We start from the raw sequence: 17723 nt of genomic DNA, 5'->3' as shown, positions 1-17723 counted from the left end.
GAACCGATCGCAGCAAAGCCGCGGCTCGCCTCCTCACTCTAGGGGCCAAGCCCTTGGCCGATCAACCTTTGCGGACCACATTTGCCGTTTTCCTTGCCGGTTTTCTTGCCCTTGCCCCTGCGGCAAAAGCGCAGGACCGCGCAGGCGTCTTCGATTTCTATGTACTCTCCCTTTCCTGGTCGCCGACCTTCTGCAGCATTGGCGGCAACGGCCGCGATCAGCAGCAATGCGGTGGCGCTGTGGATCACGGCTTCATCGTGCACGGGCTCTGGCCGCAATTCGAAAAGGGTTATCCGGAGTTCTGCCAAAGCGGCGAGCCCGGCCGCGTGCCGCGCTCGGTGGGCGAGCGCATGTTCGACATCATGCCCTCGATGGGATTGATCGGGCATCAATGGCGCAAGCACGGACGCTGCACGGGGCTCACCCAGCGCGATTATTTCGCCAGGGTTCGCGAAGCCTTCGAGAGAATCACCCTGCCCTCCAATCTCGCCCGGGGAGAAACCGCAAAGACGCTCTCTTCCGAGGAGATCGAGCGGAAATTCGTGGAAGCCAATCCCGGCCTCACCCGCCGGGGCATCGCGGCAAGCTGCGAAAGGCGGCAACTCAAGGAAATCCGCATCTGCCTCACCAAGGATCTCCGCTTCCGCGATTGCGCCGAAGTCGATCGCGCCGGCTGCAATGCCAGCCACATCACCTTGCCAACCATTCGCTGAATGTCTGAATCAGAAGGAAGGACCATGAGACTTCTCTATTCGCCCGCTTCCCCCTACTCCGCCAAGGTTCGCATGGCCGCCCGCCATCTCGGGATCAAGATCACCGAGGTGAAGACCGATACCAACGCCAACCCGCCGGAACTCGTCGACAACAATCCGCTCGGCAAGATCCCGGTGCTGATCCGCGACGGCGAGCCGCCAATCTATGACAGCGTCGCCATCATGCACCATCTCGACCGGCTTTCGGGCGGAAAGCTCTACCCGAAGAAAGACGAGAAGAGGACTGATGTGGAGGTGCTGGAAGCGCTCTGCGACGGCATGATGGATTGTCTGCTGGCGATCGTCTACGAGCGGCGCTACCGCCCCGAGGACAAGATCCACCAAGCCTGGATCGACAAGCAGTGGGAAAAGGTTGTACGGGRCCTCGACTACCTCGAAGACAACCTGCCGAAGACGGGCAAGAAGCTGAACGGCGGGCATTTCGCGCTGGCCGCGCTGATCGGCTACCTGGACCTGCGTTTCGCCGGACAATGGGCGGAAGGCCGCCCGGCGCTCGCCGCCTGGCCGGATGTCTTCACGAAGCGCTTTGCAGATTATCCCGCCATGCGCGCCGCGGCCTGAGCCCCGCCTGGATATTGGGAACAAAAAAAGCCGGGATCGAAATCCCGGCTTGTTCAGTTTGGTCTTGGGAGGCTTAGAACTTGACGCCGATACCGACCTTGACGCTGTGGTCGTCGAAGCCACGGGAAACGCGGCCGCTGTCAAGATTGAAATCCTTGGAGCCGAAATCCGTGTAGCGGTATTCGACGCGGGCGGTGATGTTGCTGGTGACGAAGGCTTCGACACCGGCGCCGACCGTGTAACCGACGGAGGTCTTGTCGTCGGACGAGGTGGCGTCCTTCAGCTCGTTGTTCTGGAAGGCCACACCGGCCGTACCATAGAGCAGGAACGGGTTCATGTCGTAACCGACGCGACCGCGGACGGAGCCGCCCCACGTGGATTCGGCGTCAACCGCGCCACCGAGGATCGTCTGGTCCTGCTTGGTGTAGCCGACATCGCCTTCGATACCGTAGACGATCTGGCCGCTCTGCCAGTTGTAGCCACCGAAGGCACCGCCGCCGGCACCATCGGCGTCATAATCGCCGCTGCCGAAACGGCCCCAGTCGTAGTTACCATAAGCACCGATATAAGCGCCTGCCCAGTTGGACACGGGTGCCGGCTCTTCAACCGCAACCGGAGCTTCYGGAATCTGGTCTACCGCATCAGCCGCGTTGGCAACGGAAAAAGCCGCGAAGCTGACAGTCGAGGCCATAAGGGTTGCGATGAAAATACGCATTCAATTTCTCCTTTTATGCTTCGCCGGGAAGCGTTTCGACAAACACGGTCGAAAGCCATTTGTTCCCGGTCCGCTGAGGAGGAAGATGGTCGTGAAATGAGGAAATGGAAGAGCCGAAATGTGAATTGATTGTGGCGGCGAGACGGCTAAAGTTTGATGTTGCTTTGCGGCAACATGTATTTCATTAACCTTGCGAAAAGATTAACTGAAATATACATCCATTTACATTCCTTACCACACCTTAACTTTCAAGTAAATCGTGCCGCCGACGTCTCGGGCCGATCCGAGCAACGCTCTTCATTCGCCGGCTCTTCACTTATATATGGAAAAGAACGGCAGTTGCGCCGGTGAAAAGGAAACGTTTTGAGCTTTGAACGATTGAAGACGGCCCTTGTGACCGGAGCGGCGAGACGGATCGGCGCGTCGATCTGCCAGGATCTCGCCCACGATGGATTTGCAGTGGCCATACACGCCAACGGTTCCATCGAGGATGCGGAAAAGCTGGCGGCGGACCTGCGGAGGCAAGGCCATGCGGCGGCGGCCCTCCGTGCCGATCTCGCTGAAACCACGCAAGCTTCCACGCTCGTGGAAAAAGCGGCCGAAGCACTTGGCCGGCCGATCGGCCTTCTGGTGAACAACGCCTCCGTCTTCCGCAACGACAGCGGCCTGGATTTCGATGCAGAGACCTTCGATACGCATTTCGCGATCCACGTGCGCGCGCCTTCCATATTGTCGGCCGCCTTCTTCCGGCAACTGCCGGAAGAAACGGAGGGCCTGATCGTCAACATCATCGACCAGCGGGTCTGGGCGCTCAATCCGCGCTTTCATTCCTACACCCTGTCGAAAGCGGCGCTATGGACGGCGACGCAGACGCTCGCGCAGAGCTTCGCTCCGAGAGTGCGCGTCAACGCGATCGGTCCCGGCCCGACATTCAAGAGCGAAAGGCAGGATGGCGAGGCTTTCAAAAAGCAGACCGAAGGCCTACTTCTGAAGCGCGGGCCCGAGCCGCAGGAGTTCGGCCGGACGATCCGCTTTCTCTTTGACACGCCCTCGATCACGGGCCAAATGATTGCCCTCGACGGTGGCCAACATCTGGCGTGGGAGACGCCGGACGTGGCGGAGATCATGGAATGAACGGTACGAAGCTGCCCGACGGCGGCGTTATCTACGACGAATCGGAAGAGGACGACGACGAGATCCTGGCGCCCGAATCGGCAGCCGAGGGTTCCGCCGCGATCGACTGGAACGAGGCGCTGAAGAACGAAAGCGGCCTCAACGGTGCCGAACTCATCGCCGAATTCGTCAAGCACCTGCCGAACGCGCCGGGCGTCTACCGCATGTTCAACGAGGCAGGCGACGTGCTCTATGTGGGCAAGGCCCGCAGCCTCAAGAAGCGCGTCGGCAATTATGCCCAAGGCCGGCTGCATTCGAACCGTCTCACCCGCATGGTGCGCGAGACGACGCATATGGAATTCGTCACCACCCGGACGGAGACCGAGGCGCTGCTGCTCGAAGCGAACCTCATCAAGCGCCTGCGCCCGCGCTTCAACGTGCTGCTGCGCGACGACAAGTCCTTTCCCTATATCCTCATCACCGGCGACCACCGGGCGCCTGCAATCTTCAAGCATCGCGGCGCGCGCGCCCGAAAGGGCGATTATTTCGGTCCCTTCGCCTCCGCCGCAGCCGTCGGCCGCACCATCAATTCGCTGCAGCGCGCCTTTCTGCTGCGCACCTGTACCGACAGCGTCTTCGAGACGCGCACCCGCCCCTGCCTGCTCTACCAGATCAAGCGCTGTTCCGGCCCCTGCACGCATGAGGTCAGCGACGAGGGTTACGCGGAACTCGTGAGCGAGGCGAAGGATTTCCTTTCGGGCAAGAGCCAGAACGTGAAATCGGCAATCGCCGCGCAGATGGCGGAGGCCTCCGAGGACTTGGATTTCGAGCGCGCCGCCGTCTATCGCGACCGGCTCGCGGCGCTCTCCCATGTGCAGAGCCATCAGGGGATCAATCCGGCAAGCGTGGAGGAAGCGGACGTCTTCGCCATCCATCACGAGGGCGGACTCTCCTGCATTCAGGTCTTCTTCTTCCGCACCGGGCAGAACTGGGGCAATCGCGCCTATTTCCCCAAAGCCGATCCGCAGCTCTCGGGCTCGGAAGTGCTCAACGCCTTCCTCGCCCAATTCTACGACGACAAGCCGGTGCCCCGGCAGATCCTGCTTTCCGAAACCGTGGAGGAGCAGGAGCTGCTTGCCACCGCTCTTTCCGAAAAGGCCGGTCACAAGGTAACGATCTCGGTGCCGCAGCGGGGCGAGAAGAAGGACCTAGTCGGCCATGTGCTGGCGAACGCCCGCGAGGCGCATGGCCGCAAGCTCGCCGAAACCGCCTCGCAGGCGCGGCTGCTGCAGGGCTTTGCCGAGACCTTCGGCCTTTCCTACATGCCGCGCCGGATCGAGATCTACGACAACTCGCATATCATGGGCACCAATGCCGTCGGCGGCATGGTGGTGGCGGGGCCGGAAGGCTTTGTGAAGAACCAGTATCGGAAGTTCAACATCAAATCGACCGACATCACCCCTGGAGACGACTTCGGCATGATGCGCGAGGTGATGACCCGCCGGTTCAGCCGTCTCATCAAGGAGGAAGGCCTGCCCGACCGGAGCGCGGCCGCAACCGAGAACGAAGAGGCGGCTGACGCCGCCTTCCCCGCCTGGCCGGACGTGATCCTGATCGATGGCGGCCAGGGGCAGATGACCGCGGTTCGCGCCATTCTCGACGAACTCGGCATCCGCGACGTGGTCACCGCGATCGGCGTGGCGAAGGGCGTCGACCGCGATGCCGRCCGCGAGCGCTTCTTCATGGACGGGCGCAGCGACTTTTCCCTGCCGCCGCGCGATCCGGTGCTCTATTTCGTGCAGCGGATGCGCGACGAGGCGCACCGTTTCGCCATCGGCTCTCACCGGGCCCGGCGCAAGAAGGAAATGGTCAAGAATCCGCTGGACGAGATTTCCGGCATCGGGCCGGGCCGCAAACGCAAGCTCCTGCAGCACTTCGGCACGGCAAAGGCCGTCTCGCGGGCCGGACTTTCGGATCTGATGGCGGTGGAAGGCATTTCAGAGGCGGTCGCGAAACAGATTTACAATCACTTTCATGAGAACCGTGCGGGCTGATTGGAGCCTTGGCCTCTGATATCAGGCGCGGCTGTTCGTCCTTCTCCGGAAAAGACGGTTGACGCTCGGCCCGCAAGGCATCAACTAGGCAGTGCAAGAACGAATAAGGTCTTCCATGGCTTCCCGCGCATACAACATCCCGAACCTCCTCACCTATGCGCGGATACTGGCCGTGCCCATCATCGTGCTCTGCTTCTTTGTCGAAGGTCGGCTGCAGAGTTCCGATTTTGCCCGATGGGCGGGATTCTGGATCTTCGTCGTCGCTTCGATCACAGATTATCTCGACGGCTATCTCGCCCGCATCTGGAACCAGACCTCCAATATCGGCCGCATGCTAGACCCGATCGCCGACAAGCTGCTGGTCGCTGCTGTGCTCCTGCTGCTTGCCGCCGATCAGACGATCGCCGGGTGGTCGCTTTGGGCGGCGATCACCATTCTCTGCCGTGAAATTCTGGTTTCGGGCCTGCGCGAATACCTGGCCGCGCTGAAGGTTTCGGTGCCGGTGACGCGCATCGCCAAGTGGAAGACAGCAATCCAGATGGTAGCCATCGCCTTCCTGCTCGCCGGCCCTGCGGGTGACAAGGTCATGCCCTATATTACCGAACTCGGCATCGTGCTCCTGTGGGTCGCAGCACTTTTGACCTTCTACACCGGGTACGATTATTTCCGGGCCGGACTGAAGCATCTGGTGGAAGAGGAATGAACACCAAACTCGTCTATTTCGCCTGGGTCCGCGAGCGGATCGGCAAGGGAGAAGAGGAGATCGAGCTTCCTGCCGGTGTCGTGACCGTTCGCGACTTGCTGAATCATTTGAAGACGCTCGGCGATGAATATGAGAATGCGCTTCAATTTCCCGAAGTGATCCGGGTGGCGATCAACCAGGAGCATGTGGAGCATTCGGAGAAGATTGCCGGGGCGCGTGAAATCGGCATTTTCCCGCCGATGACGGGGGGCTGATGTGGTGACCGTCGCGCCTCGCATCCGGGTCCAATCGCAAGACTTCGACCTGCAGGCCGAGATCGACGCGCTGACAGCGGGACGCAGGGATATCGGCGCCGTCGTCACCTTTACCGGGCTTTGCCGCGACGAACAGGGCGCGCTTTCGGCGCTCGAACTCGAGCACTATCCCGGCATGGCGGAAGCGGAGATGCTTCGCATCGGCAAGCTCGCCATCGAACGCTTTTCGCTTCTCGGCCTCGCGGCCGTCCACCGCTACGGCAAGATACGGCCGGGCGAGAACATCGTGCTCGTCATCGCCGCCGCGCCCCACCGGCAGGCAGCCTTCGACGGCGCGAACTTCATGATGGATTTCCTGAAAACCTCCGCCCCCTTCTGGAAGAAGGAGCATGGTGCGGATGGTTCGCAAGGCGATTGGGTTTCGGCCAAGGATGTCGACGACGCAGCGCGCGAGAAGTGGAAATAGCCCCGCCGTCACCATAGACGGATCAAGCCCATTATGCGTACGAACAGGGGAGCTCCGTTGCCACGGTGTTGGAATTTTCGCGGCTAAGGCGTCAGCTTTTGCGCGATGGTTGCACCAAAAAAGCCCCCTATCGCGCCTGCGATGGCGGCACCCCAGTGAGGGACGCCAAGACTTTGAGCGGCCCATGCACCAAGGCCAGCGACGAGCCCGCCAAGGAGAGCCGGAAAGAATTGCTTCATATTCAACCTCAGCGCTTGCCGCATTCGAGCCTGATCCCGACATGTTGAAAATCGGCCCCAATTACCTCGACTGCAATAACCTCATCTGCCCAAGGCGGTCATAGCGGATTGTCGGCCGGATCCGTCTTGAGAATGATCGTGACGACATCTTCGGCACTCATCTCAGACGTGTCTAGCCAGGTACCAATCCGGGGCGTTTCCCTGACAAGAGCTTCCGCAAGAACGTTTGGAGGAAATTTTTCAGAATATCCCGTTTTGCTGCGCGCTCGGTCTCTTTCCTGCAAGGCTTCGATAGAGGGCGCCAAGACGACGACGCGAGGGGCCAGATCGCTTAGTCGCTCTATGGCCGACAACAAATGGCTGCCGATCAGAATATCCTCATAAACCACGGTAAAGCCCGAATGGGCAAAGCGCCGCACGGCATCCGTCGCAAGTTGGTGCCGAAGGCTAAGCTGCGCCAGCGCCTCCGCATCGAGCACCGGTCCCATGACTGCTTTGCCATTGACCATCATTCGCAGGAAGGCATCCCCCTCGACATATGCTGATCGGTCAAACCGTTTGGCGAGTGCCGTGGCGACGGTGGATTTTCCCGAAGCCATTGCGCCTGTGATGATGAAAACGCGCGGATGCATCTTATTCCCGGACTAATCTAGATACATCAGTCTATCGTTCCACGATGCTCAAGTGAATGACCGCGCGAAGCTACCTTCCGCAGAAACGGGTTTGACACAACAGCCTTTTCCTCAGTCTATCAAATCGCTCTTGCGACCATAGCAGGAGTCTCTTGACAAAACTGAGGTACGTACCTCATATCTGAGCACGGTCTCTGGAGGAGGRAACTGTGGAACACAAATTTGCCATCACTAGCGAAGAGAAACTGCGGAAACTTTACCCGGCCACTCATGAGCTGGCGGTTCAGAAGTTACAGACAACTCTTGGTGTGCACGCCCAAGAATTCATCCGGCGTTCACCGTTCCTTTGTCTGGGTACTCAGGATCTGAATGGCCGGGCCGATGTGAGCCCTCGCGGCGACCCGGCTGGCTTCGTGAAAATCTTGGACAAAGAAACATTGGCTATCCCCGATCGTCCGGGAAATAATCGCTTGGACAGCCTGTCCAACATCATAGCAAACCCGGCTGTGGGACTGCTGTTTATGATACCCGGCTTTGACGACACCCTGCGTGTCAATGGGGTTGCTAGAATAGTCGTTGATCCGAATCTTCTCGAAACCATGACGATCAACAACCGGGTTCCAACTCTTGCGATAGTGGTGCATGTCAACGAGGTCTTTCTGCATTGCGCTAAGGCCCTCAGGCGTTCGCACATCTGGGATACAGATCACCGCCAGGATCGCAACCAAATGCCGTCGTTGATCAAGATGATCCTCGATGAGACTACTGGCGCACCAGAGGGGGAGGAAATGCGGAAGATCGATGCAAGTTTAGAAGAAGACTATAAGCGGACGATGTACTAGGCAAGCTGTTGCGCCCTCCGCCTGTTCCGCATCTGCGGGCATGGCTCTCCTAATCATCATGAGACCTCCTGGATGATCGACGTGTAGCCAAGCTATCCCCACAGCGAAATACGGCTTCTAGCGCAAAGCGGTCACCCGCAATGATCACCGCTGGAGTCATTTGCTGTATAGTTCCGGATATAATCAAGGTATCGCCCTTTCCCGCCGGCTCGTCACCAGCACGAGGACAAGCATGGAAACGATCATCAGATCGCGCCAGAGGATCGGGCCGTACCCGCTCCATAGCGTTTCGGCAAAACCGATGACCGCCGCGCCTGCCGCGGATCGCAACGGATGCGAATGGCCTCCGGCGGCGGCGATCAGCACCACTTTCAGCCCGAAAAGCAGGCCGGCGCCGAAATCCATCGTGCCGTAGTAGCAGGTCGCCAGTATCCCGCAGGCGGAAGCATAGAGCGCCGCGACCGCATAGGACATGAGGAAGACGCGATCCGCATTGGTGCCGGTAAGTTCCGCCGCCAGGGGATCATCCGCTACGGCGCGCCACTTTCTTCCCCATGCTCCATGGCTCAGCACCAGATGCCCCAGCGCGATCATCGCCAGCATGGCGACGATATTGATGACCTGCAGCACGGTCAGGCTGACGGGGAACCCCTTGCCCGGCCAGAAGACGACCGGCTTGTTGAGAAACGGCGGCAGCCAGAGCTCGCGGGTTTCGGAGGCAAGGCGTGCGCCTTCCATGAGCACCAGCAGCACGCCGAGAGAGGCCACGATCATGGCGTTCGGGGAAATCCTTGCGAGAGGACGCATCACCAAGCGCCCGACAACCATCCCTGCGCCGAGGCTGCCGGCAAGTGCCGCCACGGCTCCGAGGGCAAGGGCGGCGGGCAACACCAGCCATAGCCTGTTCCAGCCGAAATGCGCAAACAGCAGGTAGAGATGGCCGGAGAAGGCGAAGATCGCGCCATAGGTAATATCCGCCCGGCGCGTGACCGCAAAGGCGATGGCATAACCGAAGGCGAGCGCCGCATAGAGAGCCGCCAGCGGAAATCCGTTTGCCACCTGCTGCAGGAAATAGGCCACGCGCATCTCCCGGAACCTTCATGATTATAACTGGCAAAACACTATTTGCCAGTTATAATCACCGCATGAGCTTTTCCTGGACCCCGCATCGTTTTGCCGGCGGCGCGTTGGCGCTCGATGTCGCCAACAGCGTCATCCTCCGCTTCGATCCTGCCCGCAGCATCGACCGTTTCGCCACGCCGGAACAACTGGATGCATTCGGGGATGCGGCGAACCGGTTCTCCGCCGAGCGAGCACTTTTCGGGGAACTCGCGCCGGTAGGGGCGGGCAACAGAGCGGGATTTCTGGCGCTACGCGAGGCGATCGACCGCTACTTCCGGGCTCGCGTGCTCGGTCAGGATCACAACAGCCTGCTTGCGGATTTCTTGGAAAAGGCCGCCGCCATGCTGCGCAAGGCGAGCGGGCCGACGACGCTCGAAGCCGCCACCGCCCGTTCCGCCCTTCGGCTGCTCGCGGACGGCGAAGTCGAGCGCCTGAAGATCTGCGGCAATTGCGGATGGCTGTTCATCGACCGGAGCCGCAACCGCAGCCGCGCCTGGTGCGACATGGCGGTCTGCGGCAATCGCGCGAAGGCGAGCCGCCACTACCATCGAAGGAAAAAGGAGGCCGGACCATGATGGGCCGGCTTTTCGTGCTCGGTTTCGCGATGATCGCGCTCGTCTCCTGCCAGCGCGAGGCCGACGAGAAACTGGCAGAGCTTTCCGGCCGGATGTTCGTCTTCAACTATCGCGTCGCAACCGCGACCTACCTGATTACGCTCAGGACGACGGCTCCCCTGCCCGAAGGCGGTCATGCGGAAGCCCAATTCGAAAATCCGATGGGCGGCGAGCCGCTTGTCGCGCGAGAGAGGTTCTTCCCCGCCATGAACAAGATCGTGCTGACCAGCCCGAAACTGCAATGCGTGAAGAAGGACCGGCCCTACAGGGTGACGATCAGGCTGCTCGGACCGGATGAGCAGACAATCCAGACGATCGAGACCAGCGTGACCTCCGATGTCGATCAGACGGTATTGCCCGCCAAACCGCTGGTCGTAGGGCCGCTCTATACGCCGAACCCGGACGTCTTCAAGGCAGACGGCACCGCCGATTATGCGCCGAGCGGGGATTGCCCCAAATGAAAAAGCCGGGCTTTTGCCCGGCTTCCAACTGTTCCTCAACAGAGGCTATCAGCCGACGATCTCGGTGTCGGAGAACCAGTACTTGATTTCCTGGGCAGCGGTTTCCGGAGCATCCGAACCGTGAACCGAGTTTTCGCCGATCGAGAGGGCGAAGGTCTTGCGGATGGTGCCTTCGGCGGCCTGCGCCGGGTTGGTGGCGCCCATGATCTCGCGGTTCTTGAGGATGGCGTTCTCGCCTTCCAGAACCTGCACGACCGTCGGGCCGGAGGTCATGCCTTCGACGAGTTCACCGAAGAAGGGACGCTCCTTGTGAACGGCGTAGAAGCCTTCGGCTTCGCGCTTGCTCATCCAGACGCGCTTGGAGGCGATGACCCGCAGGCCGTTGTCCTCGAATACCTTGGTGATGGCGCCGGTCAGGTTGCGCTTGGTGGCATCCGGCTTGATCATCGAAAACGTGCGTTCAATCGCCATGGGTCAATCCTTGTTTTCCAGAGAAAGTGGGCGGTGTTTACCCGCCCCTTTCGCCGGAAACAAGGGGGTTTCGGCAATTTCACGCAGCCGTCACACGACGTCCCAGGCCTTCGTAGAGGTCGAGGCAGCGCTCGAACCACTGGCCGACGGGATCGCTTTCGGCGAGAATTTCTCCGCCGGTGGTGATCCGCATCCACTGCAGCGCGCCGAAGAGAATGTAATCGGCAAAGAGCGGCCCATCCCCGCCGAGGAAGCCTTGATATCTCAAGGTTTGCCGCACCGGATCGAGCTTGGGAGCGAAAGCCGCAATGCTCGCCTCCCGTCCCGACCTGATCTCCTCCAGCGTCCGCCCAAGCGCCGCCTCGCGGGTCTTGCGGAAATAGGCTCGGTCGTCATCGTCCAGCATATCGTGGATGTCCGCAACGGCGATATTGACGATGGCCGGATGGATGATGGTCTGGGAAAAACGCTCCACGAAGCGGGACAGCGCCTTGCCGCCCTCGCCGCCGAACAGCGTGGGACGGTCGGGATAGGTGTCTTCCAGATAAAGCGCGATATCGAAGCTGTCGCGGATCAGGAGATTGCCGTCGCGGAGAATCGGGACCGTTTTCGAGAAGCCATCCTCGAGCTTGGGAATCTCGGTAAAGGGCGTCGGTTTTTCGATGAATTCCAGGCCCTTGTGCGCCAGGGCCAGCACCACCTTCCAGCAATGGGGCGAGAAGGGACGGCTCTCGTCCCGGCCGCAAAGGGTATAAAGGATACGGGTCATGAGCGGGCTCCTTTCGAGATCGTCGGGAGATATTGAAAACAAACAAGACCGGAAATCCAATCAGGAAATTTCATGGATACTATCGGATTCCGGACCGGATTGAGTTCGCCTCCCCTTGTCGGGTATCTTGGCGACCAATCTATCCGGGAGGGGCAAGGCGATGGCCGAAAAGACATCCGCAAATCCGGCGAAGACCGAGAAACCGGTCCTTCTTTCAGGCGGCAATCCTCAGATTCCAAAGGGCTATGGCGATGGACCCATTCAGGCCTATATCGCGGCCATGCCGGGCTGGAAAAGCGATCTCGGGCGCCGGATCGACGAGATCATCGTGCGCGCAGTTCCCGGCGTGCGCAAGGCGGTCAAATGGAACTCGCCCTTCTACGGCATGGAAGACGATCTCTGGTTCCTCAGCCTTCATTGCTTCACCAAATACGTGAAGGTGACCTTTTTCCGCGGCGCTTCCCTAAACCCAACCCCGACCGGCACATCCAAATACCCGGACGTGCGCTATCTCGACATCCATGAGGGCAAGTTCGACGAAGCTCAGTTTACCGACTGGGTGAAGCAGGCGAGCCAATTGCCCGGCGAAAAAATGTGAACGCACCACCCATGACCGAGGAGGAGTCATAATGACGACGAGCAAGAGCGGCGCCGGGGAGGAAACAGCGGTTTCTCCTTCCCACCTGATCGATGCGAGAATCCGGGATATGGGCGACTGGCGCGGCGAAATGCTTGCACAGCTCCGAAAGCTCATCAGGCAAGCCGATCCGGACGTGACCGAGGAGGTGAAATGGAGGAAGCCGTCGAACATGCTCGGCGTTCCCGTATGGGAGCATGACGGGATCATCTGCACCGGCGAGACCTACAAGGACAAGGTGAAGCTGACCTTTGCCCAGGGCGCTTCGCTGGCGGACCCTTCCGGCCTCTTCAACTCCAGCCTCGAAGGCAATACGCGACGCGCCATAGACTTCCACGAGGGCGACCGGGTCGACGAAAAGGCATTCAAGGCGCTTGTTCACGCCGCCGTGGCGCTGAACATGGAAAAGCAAGCCGCTCGCCCTGCGAAAAAACCGAAGAGCGCTTGAGCGGCGCGCCCATCTTGCCTTGGCAGTAAACTTCCGCCAAAACGCCCGCCATGATCACCATTACCGACCTTTCGGCCCGCATCGCCGGGCGCCTCCTCCTCGACAATGCGAGCGTGACGCTTCCGGCGGGCACGAAGGCAGGGCTCGTGGGACGCAATGGCGCCGGCAAATCGACGCTTTTCCGGGTCATCACCGGCGACCTGACGGCGGAAACCGGTTCGGTTTCCATTCCGAAGAACGCCCGCATCGGCCAGGTGGCGCAGGAGGCGCCGGGCACGGAAGAGCCGCTGATCGAGATCGTACTTTCAGCCGACAAGGAGCGCGCAGCCCTTCTTGCCGAAGCCGAAACCGCGACCGATCCGCATCGGATTGCGGAAATCCAGATGCGCCTGGTGGACATCGACGCGCATTCGGCGGAGGCACGGGCCGCAAGCATTCTCGCCGGCCTTGGTTTCGACCAGGCGGCCCAACAGCGTCCGGCCTCGTCGTTTTCGGGCGGCTGGCGCATGCGCGTCGCGCTGGCGTCGGTGCTCTTCGCCGAGCCGGATCTCCTCCTACTCGACGAGCCGACGAACTATCTCGACCTCGAAGGCACGCTCTGGCTGGAAGATTATGTGCGGCGCTATCCGCACACGGTCATCATCATCAGCCATGACCGCGATCTCCTGAACAATGCGGTCAATTCGATCGTCCATCTCGACCAGAAGAAGCTCACCTTCTATCGCGGCGGCTACGACCAGTTCGAACGGCAGAAAGCGGAAGCCGACGAATTGCAGACGAAGGCCAAGGCCAAGAACGAAGCCGCGCGAAAACATCTGCAGAGCTTCATCGACCGTTTCAAGGCAAAGGCTTCCAAGGCGCGCCAGGCGCAGAGCCGCGTCAAGGCGCTCGAACGCATGGGCACTGTGGCGGCGGTTATCGAAGACCACGTTCAGCCGATCGTCTTTCCGGAGCCGGAAAAGCAGCCCGCATCGCCGATCGTGGCGATCCAGGGCGGCGCCGTCGGTTACGAACCCGGCAAGCCGATCCTCAAGAATATCAGCCTTCGTATCGACAATGACGACCGCATCGCGCTGCTCGGCTCCAACGGCAACGGCAAATCGACCTTCGCGAAATTCATCTCCGGCCGGCTTTCGCCAGAGGGCGGCGACATCAAACTCGCACCGAGCCTGAAGATCGGCTTTTTCGCCCAGCACCAGCTGGACGATCTGGTTCCCAACGACTCGCCGGTCGAACATGTGCGCCGCCTGATGCCCGCCGCACCCGAGGCCAAGGTCCGCGCCCGCGTGGCGCAGATGGGGCTTTCGACGGAAAAGATGTCGACGGCCGCCAAGGATCTCTCCGGCGGCGAGAAGGCCCGCCTGCTGATGGGCCTTGCCGCTTTCCACGCGCCGAACCTCCTCATCCTCGACGAACCGACCAACCATCTGGATATTGACAGCCGCCGGGCTCTCATCGAAGCGCTCAACGACTATGACGGCGCCGTCATCCTCATTTCGCACGACCGCCATCTCATCGAGGCGACGGTCGATCGTCTCTGGCTGGTCAACAACGGCACGGTTTCGAATTTCGACGGCGATCTGGAGGAGTATCGCAACCTCGTCGTCTCCGCGGGTAAAAAAAAAGAAGAAAAAACTGAGCTGATCGAAGACGCCTCCTCCAAGGCCGACCAGCGCAAGGCGAATGCGGAAAAGCGGGCCTCTCTCGCGCCGCTGAAGAAAAAGATCAACGAAATCGAGTCTCTGACGGCAAAGCTTGAGAAGCAGATTCAAGCGCTCGACAAGGAGCTCGCCGACCCCGCGCTTTACGAAAAAGCGCCCGCGCAGGCTGCGGCGAAGGCCAAGGAACGCGGCGAAGCGGCGGCAAGGCTCTCCGCCGCGGAGGAGGAGTGGCTAATGCTTTCCGCCGAGTACGAAGAGGCCATGGCGGGATAGCGTCATCCTCGGCCTCGTGCCGGGATCTAACCACTCGGTTGCAGATGCTTGGGACGTCCTCGGGTTAAACCCGAGGACGAGCATGGCGGCGAGAGTATTTGCGCTCGAAGCCGGTTGTCAGTTCCTCCTCTCGTGCATAGGTAACAGCTTCCCGCAACGGAGGCCGGCCCATGGATCTTTTTCTCGAAACCGACGACGACCCGAAGACGATCGCCTTCGTTGCCGAGCGCAACGAACATTCCGACCGCGGGTTCAGGACGCCGGAATTCGAGAAGGACCGCAATGCCCTGAAGGCGATGATCGAGCGCGAGGATCGCCTGATCGTGCCGACGCGGCGCGGCCGCTGGCTGTTCGATTTCCATCGCTCGAAGAGCAACCCGCTCGGCATCTGGCGCCGCCTGCCGGCCGATCAGGAGCCGCGCCCGGAAGCTGCCTGGGAAACCGTCTTCGATGTCGATGCCTTCTGCAAGCAGGAAGGCAAACGCTGGATCTATTCCGGCGCGATCACCTCCCCCTATGAACCGACGCGCGTGCTGCTCATCCTCTCCGAGGGCGGTTCCGACCAGTTGCGGCTCGTGGAATTCGATACGGAAACGAAGACGATCGTCGACGGCGGCTTCGACACGCCGCCCGCGCGGGCGCATGCCGCCTGGATCGGCCCGGACGAGATCGCCTATTTCGGCTCTGTGGACGAATTTTCCGCAACCCGTTCCGGCTGGCCGCGCGTCGGCCGCGCCCTCAAGCGCGGCGTCAGGCCACAGGACGCTCCGATCCTGTTCGAGGCAGGCAAGGACGATGTCTATGGCGAGGCCGGCATCATCGATCCGCTGTTCTGGGGCGGAAAGCCGGACGAACGCAAGATCGAGGTCTTCACGATCGGCCACGAGATCGGCAAGAGCAGCCTCCATGTGAGGGATGCCGGCGGCAATATTCATCGTCTCGACCTGCCCACCGAGGCTGATACCGACCTCAACCATACGCATCTGCTCTGGCGGGCGAAGACCGACGAACGTCATCCGGTCGGCAGCCTGATCCTGCAGGATTTCACGCCCTTCGGCTCCGAACCGCTCGGCAAGTCACGCGTGCTGTTCACGCCGAAGGGCGGTCAATCGGTCTCGCAATTTTCCCTGCTCAAGACCTGGGCCGTGTTCGTCGTCAGCGACCGCATGGTTCCGAAATTCTTCCTTCTCGACCTGAAGAAGCCGGATGCGGCGCCGCAAGAACTGCCTCTGCCAGCCGGACTGCAAACCGTGAGCTTCCGCCTGCTCGATGCGGACCTGACGCTCGGCGAAGAAATCCTGACCGTCGTTGGTCAGGGTTTTCTCCTTCCCTCCACCACCTACCGACTCGACCTGACTGACCACAGCGCCCGGCCAGAACTCGTTCCGACCGGCTCATCGCCTGCCTATTTCGATGCCGAAGGCATGCGGTCAGAGCTTTTCGAAGCAATTTCGGAAGACGGCACGAAGGTGCCCTATCACATCGTTTTCCCGAAAAGCTGGACCAAGGGCGAGCTGCCGGTGCTGATGTACGGCTATGGCGGCTTCGCGGTGCCTTTGTCGCCCGTCTATTCCGGCGCGTATGGCCTTTGGCTCGGGCAAGGCGGCGCCTTCGTGCAGGCCTATATACGCGGCGGCGGCGAGCTTGGGCCCGACTGGCACAAGACCGCCAAGGGCAAAGGCCGCCACAAGGCCTTCGAGGATTTCGTGGCGGTCGCCCGCGATCTCGTCAAACGCGGCTATACCAAGCCGTCGCGCATCGCCTGCAACGGCGGCAGCAATGGCGGCCTGCTCACCTCGGTGATGCTGACGCGCTACCCGAAGGATTTCGGCGCGGTATGGATCGGCGTGCCGGTGATCGACATGTCACGCTTCCATCTCTTCCCAGCCGGCAAGGCCTGGATGGACGAATACGGCAATCCCGAAGTGGCCGACGAGCTCGACTACATGCTCACCTATTCACCGCTGCATCAGGTAAAGCCGGCAAGCGAGGTCACCTACCCTCCGGTCTACATCGAAAGCTCGACCAATGACGACCGCGTGCATCCCTCGCATGCCCGCCGCTTCGCCAAGCGGCTGATCGATGCCGGTCATCAACCGTTCTTCCGCGAATACGGCTCCGGCGGCCATGGCGGCGCCGGCGACACGACCGAAATGGCGGAGCGATGGGCCATGGGCGCCAGCTTCCTTCGCCAGACGATCATGGCCGGCTGACGCCTTGTTGCACCCGTGAATATACACTATCTTCAAATGTATATTCACGAGGTGCACCATGCCCCTTTACGCCCGCGACGAACGCGTCAACCAGCTTGCCGAACAGGCGCGCAAGATCCTCAACGCGCCGACCAAGACCGATGCCATAAGACAGGCCCTGGAGAAGGTGGTGGAAGCACCCGAGGAAGCGGGGATCACGTCTGAAAAACCGCCGCTTGCGGAGCGGCTGCAAGCCATCCGCGACAGATACCAGTCGATGGGCAAGTCCAATCCTGATTTCGACGAGAAAGCCTTTCTCGACGAAATGTGGGAAAGCTGATGTTTCTCGAGACATCCGCCATCGTCGAATACTTCATCATCGGTCCGGAATATCGGAGAATCGCCGACGCCCTGGCATCGGCAAATACCCGCTTCTACGTATCGCCTTCGGTCATTTTCGAAGCCACGACAGTTCTTGCCGGCAAGCGTCAGATCGAAGTCCGCGAAGCCACCGCACTCCTCGAGGCATTTCTCGCCGAATTGAAAGCTGAGGTCCTTCCAGCGACGCGTGAAACGGCGATGACCGCGATCGATGCCTTTGACCGCTACGGGCCGGCATCCGGCAAAACTGAACTTCGGCGATTGCTTCAGCTATGCCGGCGCTAAAGCGGCCGGCACCGGAATACTCTATGTCGGCGAGGATTTTGCCCGAACGGACCTGAC

At 60.7% G+C, this 17723-nt stretch carries 21 protein-coding genes; 16 read left to right on the top strand and 5 right to left on the bottom strand.

Going from position 1 to position 17723, the window contains the following annotated elements:
• Window positions 1–53: 53 nt before the first annotated feature.
• The gene (locus LCM4573_RS22435) at window positions 54–713 is read left to right on the top strand and encodes a ribonuclease T2 family protein (RefSeq protein WP_071008645.1); all 660 of its coding nucleotides are present in this window, start codon (window positions 54–56) and stop codon (window positions 711–713) included.
• 24 nt (window positions 714–737) lie between these two features.
• The gene (locus tag LCM4573_RS22430) at window positions 738–1334 is read left to right on the top strand and encodes a glutathione S-transferase (protein WP_071008644.1); all 597 of its coding nucleotides are present in this window, start codon (window positions 738–740) and stop codon (window positions 1332–1334) included.
• Window positions 1335–1407: 73 nt separating this feature from the next.
• Here LCM4573_RS22430 and LCM4573_RS22425 read toward each other — a convergent pair whose 3' ends face one another.
• Complete coding sequence (locus tag LCM4573_RS22425; protein WP_071008643.1) at window positions 1408–2049, bottom strand: outer membrane protein; 642 nt, start codon at window positions 2047–2049, stop codon at window positions 1408–1410.
• A gap of 363 nt (window positions 2050–2412) precedes the next feature.
• Here LCM4573_RS22425 and LCM4573_RS22420 point away from each other — a divergent pair, with 363 nt between their 5' ends.
• The 5 genes from LCM4573_RS22420 to LCM4573_RS22400 all read left to right on the top strand — a co-directional run bounded on the left by LCM4573_RS22420 (window position 2413) and on the right by LCM4573_RS22400 (window position 6639).
• Window positions 2413–3183: an SDR family oxidoreductase gene (locus LCM4573_RS22420; RefSeq protein WP_071008642.1), complete on the top strand. Its 771-nt coding sequence runs from the start codon at window positions 2413–2415 to the stop codon at window positions 3181–3183.
• Complete coding sequence (gene uvrC, locus LCM4573_RS22415) at window positions 3180–5216, top strand: excinuclease ABC subunit UvrC (RefSeq protein WP_071008641.1); 2037 nt, start codon at window positions 3180–3182, stop codon at window positions 5214–5216. The genes LCM4573_RS22420 and uvrC overlap by 4 nt, the downstream gene beginning before the upstream one ends.
• Before the next feature lie 115 nt (window positions 5217–5331).
• Window positions 5332–5919 (top strand): CDP-diacylglycerol--glycerol-3-phosphate 3-phosphatidyltransferase, encoded by a 588-nt coding sequence (gene pgsA / locus LCM4573_RS22410; protein ID WP_071008640.1) that lies wholly within the window; start codon window positions 5332–5334, stop codon window positions 5917–5919.
• On the top strand, window positions 5916–6173 hold the full coding sequence (gene moaD / locus LCM4573_RS22405; RefSeq protein ID WP_071008639.1) for a molybdopterin converting factor subunit 1: 258 nt from the start codon (window positions 5916–5918) through the stop codon (window positions 6171–6173). The genes pgsA and moaD overlap by 4 nt, the downstream gene beginning before the upstream one ends.
• Before the next feature lie 4 nt (window positions 6174–6177).
• Window positions 6178–6639 (top strand): molybdenum cofactor biosynthesis protein MoaE, encoded by a 462-nt coding sequence (locus tag LCM4573_RS22400; RefSeq protein WP_071009201.1) that lies wholly within the window; start codon window positions 6178–6180, stop codon window positions 6637–6639.
• A gap of 337 nt (window positions 6640–6976) precedes the next feature.
• On the opposite strand, the gene LCM4573_RS22390 is transcribed toward LCM4573_RS22400, so the two are convergent.
• Window positions 6977–7510: an AAA family ATPase gene (locus LCM4573_RS22390; RefSeq protein ID WP_071008637.1), complete on the bottom strand. Its 534-nt coding sequence runs from the start codon at window positions 7508–7510 to the stop codon at window positions 6977–6979.
• A gap of 209 nt (window positions 7511–7719) precedes the next feature.
• Here LCM4573_RS22390 and LCM4573_RS22385 point away from each other — a divergent pair, with 209 nt between their 5' ends.
• Entirely contained in the window at window positions 7720–8352 is a 633-nt protein-coding gene (locus LCM4573_RS22385) for a pyridoxamine 5'-phosphate oxidase family protein (RefSeq protein ID WP_071008636.1), read from the top strand.
• 183 nt (window positions 8353–8535) lie between these two features.
• On the opposite strand, the gene LCM4573_RS22380 is transcribed toward LCM4573_RS22385, so the two are convergent.
• Entirely contained in the window at window positions 8536–9432 is an 897-nt protein-coding gene (locus tag LCM4573_RS22380; protein ID WP_071009200.1) for a branched-chain amino acid ABC transporter permease, read from the bottom strand.
• A gap of 65 nt (window positions 9433–9497) precedes the next feature.
• Between LCM4573_RS22380 and LCM4573_RS22375 the strand changes: the two genes are divergently transcribed.
• Together LCM4573_RS22375 and LCM4573_RS22370 are read left to right on the top strand one after the other, a co-directional pair.
• Window positions 9498–10049, top strand: coding sequence for a CGNR zinc finger domain-containing protein (locus LCM4573_RS22375; protein WP_071008635.1), 552 nt, complete (start codon window positions 9498–9500; stop codon window positions 10047–10049).
• Window positions 10046–10549 (top strand): hypothetical protein, encoded by a 504-nt coding sequence (locus tag LCM4573_RS22370; RefSeq protein ID WP_071008634.1) that lies wholly within the window; start codon window positions 10046–10048, stop codon window positions 10547–10549. Before LCM4573_RS22375 ends, LCM4573_RS22370 begins: the two co-directional genes overlap by 4 nt.
• Before the next feature lie 48 nt (window positions 10550–10597).
• On the opposite strand, the gene ndk is transcribed toward LCM4573_RS22370, so the two are convergent.
• Together ndk and LCM4573_RS22360 are read right to left on the bottom strand one after the other, a co-directional pair.
• Window positions 10598–11020, bottom strand: coding sequence for a nucleoside-diphosphate kinase (gene ndk / locus LCM4573_RS22365; RefSeq protein WP_071008633.1), 423 nt, complete (start codon window positions 11018–11020; stop codon window positions 10598–10600).
• 79 nt (window positions 11021–11099) lie between these two features.
• Window positions 11100–11789, bottom strand: coding sequence for a glutathione S-transferase family protein (locus LCM4573_RS22360; RefSeq protein WP_071008632.1), 690 nt, complete (start codon window positions 11787–11789; stop codon window positions 11100–11102).
• Between the two features lie 160 nt (window positions 11790–11949).
• On the opposite strand from LCM4573_RS22360, the gene LCM4573_RS22355 reads away from it, so the two are divergent.
• The 6 genes from LCM4573_RS22355 to LCM4573_RS22330 all read left to right on the top strand — a co-directional run bounded on the left by LCM4573_RS22355 (window position 11950) and on the right by LCM4573_RS22330 (window position 17666).
• Window positions 11950–12387: a DUF1801 domain-containing protein gene (locus tag LCM4573_RS22355; RefSeq protein WP_071008631.1), complete on the top strand. Its 438-nt coding sequence runs from the start codon at window positions 11950–11952 to the stop codon at window positions 12385–12387.
• Window positions 12388–12418: 31 nt separating this feature from the next.
• Window positions 12419–12874, top strand: coding sequence for a DUF1801 domain-containing protein (locus LCM4573_RS22350; RefSeq protein ID WP_071008630.1), 456 nt, complete (start codon window positions 12419–12421; stop codon window positions 12872–12874).
• 50 nt (window positions 12875–12924) lie between these two features.
• Window positions 12925–14808, top strand: coding sequence for an ABC-F family ATP-binding cassette domain-containing protein (locus LCM4573_RS22345; RefSeq protein WP_071008629.1), 1884 nt, complete (start codon window positions 12925–12927; stop codon window positions 14806–14808).
• Between the two features lie 170 nt (window positions 14809–14978).
• On the top strand, window positions 14979–17021 hold the full coding sequence (locus LCM4573_RS22340) for a prolyl oligopeptidase family serine peptidase (RefSeq protein ID WP_071008628.1): 2043 nt from the start codon (window positions 14979–14981) through the stop codon (window positions 17019–17021).
• A gap of 58 nt (window positions 17022–17079) precedes the next feature.
• Window positions 17080–17340, top strand: coding sequence for a type II toxin-antitoxin system VapB family antitoxin (locus LCM4573_RS22335; RefSeq protein WP_071008627.1), 261 nt, complete (start codon window positions 17080–17082; stop codon window positions 17338–17340).
• Window positions 17340–17666 carry a type II toxin-antitoxin system VapC family toxin gene (locus LCM4573_RS22330; protein ID WP_071008626.1) on the top strand — a complete coding sequence of 109 codons (327 nt, stop codon included), beginning with the start codon at window positions 17340–17342 and terminating at the stop codon, window positions 17664–17666. The genes LCM4573_RS22335 and LCM4573_RS22330 overlap by 1 nt, the downstream gene beginning before the upstream one ends.
• The last annotated feature ends 57 nt before the right edge of the window (window positions 17667–17723 follow it).

Origin of the sequence: Rhizobium sp. LCM 4573, assembly GCF_001854865.1 — a bacterium.
Classification (GTDB): domain Bacteria; phylum Pseudomonadota; class Alphaproteobacteria; order Rhizobiales; family Rhizobiaceae; genus Neorhizobium.
Note: the sequence above shows the minus strand (reverse complement) of the source record. Positions and strands in the feature narration are given on the sequence as shown.

Bases quoted from the DNA above. Each gene is read 5' to 3' on its own strand.
- pgsA (WP_071008640.1), top strand. From the start codon at position 5,332: ATGGCTTCCCGCGCATACAACATCCCGAACCTCCTCACCTATGCGCGG.
- moaD (WP_071008639.1), top strand. From the start codon at position 5,916: ATGAACACCAAACTCGTCTATTTCGCCTGGGTCCGCGAGCGGATCGGC.
- LCM4573_RS22390 (WP_071008637.1), bottom strand. From the start codon at position 7,510: ATGCATCCGCGCGTTTTCATCATCACAGGCGCAATGGCTTCGGGAAAA.
- LCM4573_RS22375 (WP_071008635.1), top strand. From the start codon at position 9,498: ATGAGCTTTTCCTGGACCCCGCATCGTTTTGCCGGCGGCGCGTTGGCG.
- LCM4573_RS22370 (WP_071008634.1), top strand. From the start codon at position 10,046: ATGATGGGCCGGCTTTTCGTGCTCGGTTTCGCGATGATCGCGCTCGTC.
- ndk (WP_071008633.1), bottom strand. From the start codon at position 11,020: ATGGCGATTGAACGCACGTTTTCGATGATCAAGCCGGATGCCACCAAG.
- LCM4573_RS22360 (WP_071008632.1), bottom strand. From the start codon at position 11,789: ATGACCCGTATCCTTTATACCCTTTGCGGCCGGGACGAGAGCCGTCCC.
- LCM4573_RS22355 (WP_071008631.1), top strand. From the start codon at position 11,950: ATGGCCGAAAAGACATCCGCAAATCCGGCGAAGACCGAGAAACCGGTC.
- LCM4573_RS22350 (WP_071008630.1), top strand. From the start codon at position 12,419: ATGACGACGAGCAAGAGCGGCGCCGGGGAGGAAACAGCGGTTTCTCCT.
- LCM4573_RS22345 (WP_071008629.1), top strand. From the start codon at position 12,925: ATGATCACCATTACCGACCTTTCGGCCCGCATCGCCGGGCGCCTCCTC.
- LCM4573_RS22340 (WP_071008628.1), top strand. From the start codon at position 14,979: ATGGATCTTTTTCTCGAAACCGACGACGACCCGAAGACGATCGCCTTC.
- LCM4573_RS22335 (WP_071008627.1), top strand. From the start codon at position 17,080: ATGCCCCTTTACGCCCGCGACGAACGCGTCAACCAGCTTGCCGAACAG.
- LCM4573_RS22330 (WP_071008626.1), top strand. From the start codon at position 17,340: ATGTTTCTCGAGACATCCGCCATCGTCGAATACTTCATCATCGGTCCG.